A 7705-nucleotide genomic window follows, 5' to 3' on the forward strand; every position below is an offset into this window, starting at 1 on the left:
CTCCCGTTGGGGCGCGAAGCGGCCCCAAAAATGGGACTGCTACGCAGTCCAGCGGGAGCAAGCTCCCTCGCCACAGGGACCGGTTCTGTCTTAACTGACTGGCATTAGGGCTTGCCCCGATGAACATAGGTATCTGAACAACGCTAAGGGCGGTGTTGAACCTGTGCTAAGCGCGGGTGCTGAACCTGTGCTAAGGGCGGTGTTGAACCTGTGCTAAGGGCGGTGTTGAACCTGTGCTAAGGGCGGCGTTGAACCTGTGCTAAGGGCGGTGTTGGACCTGTGCCAAGGGCGGTGCTGAACCTGTGCAAAAGGGCGGTGTTGAACCTGTGCTAAGGGCGGTGCTGAACCTGTGGCGAGGGAGCTTGCTCCCGTGGCGGCGGAGCAGTCGATGCATAGCTAACCGATACCCTGCATGCCAAATATGGGAGCCGGCTTGCCTGCGAAGGCGGCCTGACAGCCGACCAGGGTGCTGGGCAGGTCCGAGTACATATCCGTTGTTCAGGTAACGGCCACTCTATGCAACCACCTCGGTGTATTCGTTACACCGAGGTAATGCTATCGCAGGCACGCCACACACATTTGGATCACGGGGGCATCAGTCAGATAGCCATACGCTGCCCCGCCGCCGCGGGAGCAAGCTCCCTCACCACAGGTTCGGTGCCGCACCCAAAGTTGGGTAGATACCTAGGCCCCGACGAGGCTGCGTCAGCTAGTACATCCTTGGCTGATTCACCTATATCGGGTGGCGAGCCCTTCCTGCATTTGGATAGCGTTCGACTCAGGGTTTTGCTTCGTTGCTGAAGGCATTCACGGTCTTGACTAACCCCAGGGCCGCCAACGCCACCAGTTCACCGCCTTTCTCCACTGTCGCCAAGGCCGGGTCCGAGCCCATGCGCCCGTCGGGGAAGCGTGCGCGGAAGTCCAGCGCTTCGCGGATCGGGCCGGTGTTGGCGATTCGTGGCGAGTATTCGGCTGACTTGATCGAGTCCGGATAGGCCCACTGGGTCACGGCAATTTCCGAGGGGGTAGCGTGACTGCCATGCCCCACCGGGAATTGGCGATGCGCCAGGTCGGTGACGCCTTCCAGGTCCCACCAGTTGACCAGCTTCAGTGCAAAACCGGCCGGGCGGCGGGCAAAGCTGGCTTCGGCGTAGAGTTCGGAAAACGCCGCCTCGATGGTCGCTATATTGCCGCCATGGCCGTTCAGGAACAGGATCTTATCGAAGCCATACCCGGCCAGCGAGCGCACCCAATCGCCAATCGCGGCGATAAAGGTGGAAGGGCGCAGCGAGATGGTGCCGGGAAAGCCCAGGTGGTGCTGGGCCATGCCGATATTGAAAGTCGGGCCGACCAGGATGTCGGCATTCTTCTGCGCCTCGACGGCGATGATCTCCGGGCACATCCAGTCGGTGCCCAGCAGGCCGGTGGGGCCGTGTTGTTCGTTGGAACCGATGGGGATCACCACCGTGCGGCTGCGCTCCAGAAACTGCCCGATCTCGATCCAGGTGGATTTATGTAGAAGCATGCGACGCTCTCTTTTATCGGTGGGACAGACTATCCGCCACGGATTGTACGACTACTCGCCACCTGTTGGGGTTTGCAATTGAGATACGCCGAGGATTTCAACCAGCGCTGGTCGGGGTACCACGAGAACATGAACTGGCCGTCCTTGAGCTTATCCACCACTTGGCGCGCGACTTGCGGGCGCACCGCCGGGCAACCCTGGCTACGGCCGATACGGCCTTCGCGCTTGCTCCATAACGGGCTGACGTAGTCGGCGGCGTGAATCACGATGGCGCGGTCGCGGGCCAGGTCATTGAAGCCAGGCTCCAGGCCGTCCATGCGCAGCGAGTAGCCGTGGGTGCCGAGGTAACTTTCCTGGGTGCGGAACAGACCCAGGCTGGACTGGTGGCTGCCTTCGAGATTGGAAAACTGGGTGGCGAAGTTTTCTCCGGACTTGGCGCCGTGGGCCACAAGGTCGCGCAGTAGCAGGGTCTTTTTGCGCAGGTCGAAGATCCACAGCCGACGGGCGGTCGAGGGCTGGGAGTAGTCAATCACCGCCAGGCGATCGGAGCGTTCCTCGCCGTTACTGACGGCGCACTGCACCGCGCTCAGGGCGCTTTTCAGTACGATGGGATTGAGTTCTGGAGCCGAGCGCGCCAGGCTGCTATACAAAGAAGGAGGGGGGCCATTGGCGGCGAGCGCAACATTGCTCAGTAACGCCAGGCTCCCGGTGATCAGGCCCAGGGTGGTTATTCCGAGCCGGCGCATAAAAGTCAACATCTACAGTCGAGTCCCCGCTGTGGAGTGGAGCTAAGTCAATTGTTCAAAAAACACGCATGTTACTTGAGCATTTGCCTGCTCGTTACACCACTGGTCGCCACAGCCGAGGCGCTGCCGGTGGAACCGTTGCCGGTCACGACCCCGGCACCGGTTGACCTGGCCCCGCTGCAACAGGCCCTGGCGCAGTTGCCCAGTGTCTGCCCCCAGCTCGCGCCGCGTATCGACGCCGCCGCGCAAGTGCGTCTGCAAGCCTTCTATCAGCAGCAGGGCGACACGCCGCTGTGGTCGGCCGATGAGCGTCGGCAAGCCTTGCACAGCCAGTTGTTGCTGCTCGCCGACGATGGCCTGGACCCCACCCACTATAGCCTGCCCACCGCGGATGCCACGGCGAATGTGCTGTGCAGCGACATCGCTGTCAGCCAGCAGTACCTGCAAGCCCTGCGGGATTTGCACTACGGGCGCCTTGAGCAATCGCGCTTCGAACCGCTCTGGCACTCCCAACCGCCCGCCGATGATCCCAATACCGCCGTGCTGGCCTTCGCCGCCACCGGCCTGCGGGACATGGCCCAGGCGTTCGACCAGGCGCGGCCCAGTGCGGATTTGTATCGCAGCCTGCGTAACGCCTATTCCAATGTGCGCCAGCAGCCGTTACCGCATTGGGAGGCGCTCGGCACTGGACCGCTGTTGCGCCCGGGCATGGAAGACCCACGGGTGCCGGAACTGGCGCGTCGGCTCTACAGCGGCGGTTACTTGACCCAGGAACCGAAGGGAAGCGACAACAAGCAGTACCGTCCTGAACTGGTCGCTGCGGTCAAAGCCTTCCAGCTCAGCCATTCCTTGCAGTCCGACGGTGTGATCGGCGCCGGCACTGTGGCCGAGCTCAATATCAGCCCTTTGACGCGCCGCGACCAGTTGCGCATCAACCTTGAGCGGTTTCGCTGGCTGGCCCAGGATTTGGAACCCGAAGGCGTGGTGGTCAACATCGCCGCCGCGCAATTGAGCGTGTATCAAAGCGGCATTGCGGTGTGGCAGACCCGCCTGCAAGTAGGCCGCGCCGAGCGCCAGACGCCGCTGCTCAAGTCGCGTATCACGCGCCTGACCCTCAACCCCACGTGGACCATCCCGCCGACCATCATGCGCGAGGACAAGCTTCCGGCCATCCGCGTCAATCCGGAATACCTGCGCCAGCACAACCTGCAGGTGCTCGACGCCCAAGGGCAACCGCTGTTACCCGAGCAGGTCGACTGGGCGCACCCCGGCAACATCCTGCTGCGCCAGGAGGCGGGGCCGCGTAACCCCTTGGGCAGGATCGTGATGCGCTTTCCCAACCCGTATTCGGTGTACCTGCATGACACCCCGAGCCAGCCGTTGTTTACCAAGGGGCCGCGGGCGTTCAGTTCGGGCTGTGTGAGGGTTGAACAACCACTGCTGCTGCGCGACTTGCTGGTGAGCCCGGCCGAACGCACCCGCACCGATGAGTTGCTGGCCACCGGCCTGACCCATGAATTCAGGCTGGCCACGCCGGTGCCGGTGCTGCTGGGGTATTGGACGGTGGAAGTGGATGCCCAGGGAAGCCTGGTGTACGCGCCGGATATCTACGCACGCGACCCGGTATTGATCAAGGCGATGGGGAGCGTGCTCTAGGCAGAAGGGGGGAGGGCGCGCGCCCTCCCCACAGGTTTACCCATTGGCTTTAAACGGTTTACTCCGGCATCAGTTGCTGGCGACATTCTAGCACCAGCCGCGCGCCGCCCAGCTCGCTGGTGCTTACGTCCAGCTTGAAGCCGTGCAGGTTGATGATGGCGGCCACGATCGACAAGCCCAGGCCAAAACCGCCTTGCTGATCACTTTCATCGACCCGGTAAAAACGCTGGAACACCGAAGCGCGTTCGGCTGCCGGGATGCCCGGCCCGGAGTCGAGGACTTCGATTCGCGTGCTGCCCAAGTCATTGACCGCGCGCAGGATCACCTTGCCCTCGGGCGGGGTGAACTTGATCGAATTGCTGAGCAGGTTGGCCAGGGCCTCGAACAGCAGCGCACGGTCGCCGGTAATCCAGGGCAGTGAATCCGGGGTCTGCAGCACCAGTTCCAGCGCGCCTTCTTCTGCCAGGGGCAGGTAGAAGTCGTGCAGTTCGCGCAACAGCGGCAGCGGGTCCATCAGCAAGAATCCCGAGCGGCGCTGGTGGTCTTCCAGTTCCGAAATCCGCAGCAATCCACGAAAACGCGCCATCAGCGTGTCGGTTTCGGCAATCGCGTCATCCAGCTTCACCGCATGGGCCGAGTCTTCTTCCGCTTGTTGCTTGATGCGGTACAGCTGCGCACGCAAGCGCGTCAGTGGGGTACGCAAATCGTGGGCGATGTTGTCGCACACGCCCTTGACCTCGTTCATCAGCTTCTCGATGCGATCGAGCATGGCGTTGACGATGGCCGCGAGCATGTCCAGCTCATCGCGCCGGTCGGACAGCGGCAAGCGGTGCGTGAGGTCGCCGGCGACGATGGCCTCGGCGCTCGCCTGAATGGTGCGAATGCGTCGCAGCGGACGACGGCGCAGCAGGTGCCAGCCGGCGACGCCCGGGATGATGGTCAACGACAGTGCCCACAGCAGGGCATGCCATATGATCCGGGTCACGCCGAACAGCGAACCGTTGGCGCGCACCAGCACCAGCCAGCGGCCGTCTTCGGTGTGGGTGGCCACGGCATCGCAGCTGTCCTTGGGCAGTTTCGGGTCGTCGGACTCGACACAGTTGGCCAGCGCGTGGATCTTGCCATCCAGGGGCAGGTCGGGCGGCACCGCGCGGATCGGTCCGCTCAAGGGATGAAACTGCTCGTCGAACAGGCCGTAGGCATCCACGCCTTTCATGTCGAACGTCATGCTGGTGGTCAGCGCCTCCACCAGTTCTTCGCCGTCGAAACGCTGGAACAAATGCTGGCGCTGCATCAGCGAATGGCGCGACAGGTCACTGAGGTAACCCGATACCTCGTAATACAGCACCCCCATGAGGATGCAACTCCACGCCACGAACAGCGAACTGTACAGCGCCAGCAAACGGCTGCTGGAAGAGCGCCAGCCTTTAGAGGGGTTCAGCAATGACATATCCCGAGCCTCGTACCGTGCGGATCAGCGGCGGGAGGCCCGGTGGGTCGATTTTCTTGCGCAGGCGACCGATGTGCACGTCGATCAGGTTGGTGCCGGGGTCGAAGTGATAACCCCAGACTTCTTCGAAGATCATCATCCGCGACAGGATCTGCCCGGTATTGCGCATCAGGAATTCGAGCAACTTGTATTCGGTGGGCAGCAGGCTCAACGGCTGCTCGGCGCGGCTGGCTTCGCGGCTGATCAGGTTCAATTCGAGGTCGGCCACGCGCAGGGCGGTTTCGAATTCCTTGACCGTGCTTTTACGCCGCAGCAACACCTCGACGCGGGCGGCCATCTCATCGGAAGCGAAAGGTTTGGTCAGGTAGTCATCACCGCCGGCGCGCAGGCCGCGCACGCGTTCGTCGACATCGGAGAGGGCGCTGATCATCAGGATCGGCGTTGATACGCCAATGGTGCGCAGGGTGGTGACGATGGCCAGGCCATCCAGTTCGGGCAGCATGCGGTCGAGGGTGATCAGATCGTAATCACCGCTGACGGCACGGACCAGGCCTTCGCGGCCATTGTCCACCCAGTCTACGTCCAGTCCATGGCTACTCAGCTCGGCGACAATCTCGCGGGCCGTTACGGCGTCATCCTCGATGGTCAAAATGCGGGTCATAGGATTACCTGGTGAGCGTTCACACTAGAAGTGTGGGCATTTTGCCAAGAAGTTGCTGAATGTTTCCTAAATAAAACTTCATCTTGGCAAAACCAACACAAACCCTATCCCCGCACCACCTGCCTTTGGGGGAGCGGGCTTGCTCGCGAAGGCGTCGTATCAGACGCCACCTCAGTGAATGATCCCTGCCTTCCCGAGCAAGCCCGCTCCCACAGGGAAAGTCAGCACTGCGGATTGCATTACGCCCGTCGAAAATCAGCGTTTATTGCAACTTGCATGGGTTGGTTAAGTTCAATTTATGTAACTCATTGAAAACAAAGAACTTTATTTTTAGCGTTAGCTGGCACGCTGCCTGCACTGTCCTTTTTGGGAGTTGTAACACTATTTTTCATGCCTGGAGCAAAACAACAATGATCACATCTTCAACCACGCTGCAAGAATCGAGCACGCTCTCCGGGGTTTCCTGGGGGGCGATTTTTGCCGGTGCCGCTGCGGCGGCTGCGCTGTCTTTGATCCTGGTGCTGCTGGGTTTCGGCCTGGGTTTTTCGGCGGTGTCGCCTTGGGCCGACAGCGGCATGAGCGCCAAGGGCCTGGGCATTTCCACGATTGTCTGGCTGGCATTCACCCAGATCGTTGCATCGGGCCTGGGCGGCTACATCGCCGGCAGGTTGCGTGTTAAGTGGGCCAATATGCATGGCGACGAAGTGTATTTTCGCGACACCGCCCATGGCTTCCTGGCCTGGGCAGTCGCGACATTGATCACTGCGATGCTGGTGGTCGGTTCGGTCAGCAGTGTTGTGAGCGGCGGCGTTAAAGCCGGTGCTAACGTTGTGTCGGGCGCCGCCAGCGGCATGTCTCAAGCCGCCGGCAGCGCAGCACAGGGCGCACACAGCGGCGATTTCGGTTACTACGTCGACAGCCTGTTCCGTGATGATCGCCCAGCAGCGGTCAGCGATGACGCTGCACATGCCGTGGTCGGTCGCATCTTTGCCCGTACCCTGAGCAATGACGGCCAACTGGCACCGGAAGACCGTACCTACCTGGCCCAGTTGATCAGCCAGCGCACCAACCTCAGCCAGGCCGATGCAGAAGCGCGTATCGACAAGGTGTATGGCGATGCCCGCAAAGCCGTCGAAGACGCCAAGGTCAAAGCCAAGCAAGCCGCCGACACGGCTGCGAAAGTCGCCGCCTACACCTCGCTGTGGACCTTTATCGCGCTGCTGATCGGTGCGTTCTTCGCCAGCTTCGCCGCCACCTACGGCGGTCGCCGCCGGGATGCCGTGGTGTACGTCGAAACCCCTAACTACGTTCGTTAATTCAAGGAGAACATGATGCGCTCATTACTGCTGTGGTTCCTCGGTATCCCGATTCCGATCATTATTCTGATCGCGATCTTCATGTGATTTGAGCAAGGCCCGTTCCATTGTGGGAGCGGGCTTGTTCGCGAATGCGGTCTTTCAGCCAATCACGGGCTGACTGACACACCGCATTCGCGAGCAAGCCCTAATGCCAGTCAGTTAAGGAGGAGCACTTTACCGTGGCGAGGGAGCTTGCTCCCGCTGGACTGCGCAGCAGTCCCATTTTCTGGGGTCGCTTCGCGGCCCAGCGGGAGCAAGCTCCCTCGCCACAGGCCGACGGTTGCCTGCTCTAGCGCTTAACTGACTGGC

The 7705-nt window shown here is 61.6% G+C and carries 6 protein-coding genes; 2 read left to right on the forward strand and 4 right to left on the reverse strand.

Annotated elements, in window-relative coordinates:
* Window positions 1-778: 778 nt before the first annotated feature.
* The gene (locus tag Q1V60_RS20025; RefSeq protein ID WP_300633841.1) at window positions 779-1525 is read right to left on the reverse strand and encodes a creatininase family protein; all 747 of its coding nucleotides are present in this window, start codon (window positions 1523-1525) and stop codon (window positions 779-781) included.
* Between the two features lie 29 nt (window positions 1526-1554).
* Complete coding sequence (locus Q1V60_RS20030) at window positions 1555-2283, reverse strand: murein L,D-transpeptidase catalytic domain family protein (protein ID WP_300633843.1); 729 nt, start codon at window positions 2281-2283, stop codon at window positions 1555-1557.
* A gap of 39 nt (window positions 2284-2322) precedes the next feature.
* Here Q1V60_RS20030 and Q1V60_RS20035 point away from each other — a divergent pair, with 39 nt between their 5' ends.
* Entirely contained in the window at window positions 2323-3927 is a 1605-nt protein-coding gene (locus Q1V60_RS20035) for a L,D-transpeptidase family protein (RefSeq protein WP_300633845.1), read from the forward strand.
* Window positions 3928-3985: 58 nt separating this feature from the next.
* Here Q1V60_RS20035 and Q1V60_RS20040 read toward each other — a convergent pair whose 3' ends face one another.
* Window positions 3986-5377, reverse strand: a complete 1392-nt coding sequence (locus tag Q1V60_RS20040) for a HAMP domain-containing sensor histidine kinase (RefSeq protein WP_300633847.1) — start codon at window positions 5375-5377, stop codon at window positions 3986-3988.
* Complete coding sequence (locus Q1V60_RS20045) at window positions 5355-6038, reverse strand: response regulator transcription factor (protein ID WP_122539638.1); 684 nt, start codon at window positions 6036-6038, stop codon at window positions 5355-5357. The genes Q1V60_RS20040 and Q1V60_RS20045 overlap by 23 nt, the downstream gene beginning before the upstream one ends.
* Window positions 6039-6448: 410 nt before the next feature.
* Here Q1V60_RS20045 and Q1V60_RS20050 point away from each other — a divergent pair, with 410 nt between their 5' ends.
* A complete protein-coding gene (locus Q1V60_RS20050) occupies window positions 6449-7354 on the forward strand; it encodes a hypothetical protein (protein ID WP_300633850.1) in 906 nt (301 codons plus the stop codon).
* Window positions 7355-7705 lie beyond the last annotated feature (351 nt).

This window comes from Pseudomonas sp., assembly GCF_030147005.1.
Taxonomy (GTDB): Bacteria; Pseudomonadota; Gammaproteobacteria; order Pseudomonadales; family Pseudomonadaceae; genus Aquipseudomonas.

Excerpts from the sequence above, each read along its gene's own strand:
- Q1V60_RS20040 (WP_300633847.1), bottom strand. The coding sequence starts at position 5,377 with ATGTCATTGCTGAACCCCTCTAAAGGCTGGCGCTCTTCCAGCAGCCGT.
- Q1V60_RS20030 (WP_300633843.1), bottom strand. The coding sequence starts at position 2,283 with ATGTTGACTTTTATGCGCCGGCTCGGAATAACCACCCTGGGCCTGATC.
- Q1V60_RS20050 (WP_300633850.1), top strand. The coding sequence starts at position 6,449 with ATGATCACATCTTCAACCACGCTGCAAGAATCGAGCACGCTCTCCGGG.
- Q1V60_RS20045 (WP_122539638.1), bottom strand. The coding sequence starts at position 6,038 with ATGACCCGCATTTTGACCATCGAGGATGACGCCGTAACGGCCCGCGAG.
- Q1V60_RS20025 (WP_300633841.1), bottom strand. The coding sequence starts at position 1,525 with ATGCTTCTACATAAATCCACCTGGATCGAGATCGGGCAGTTTCTGGAG.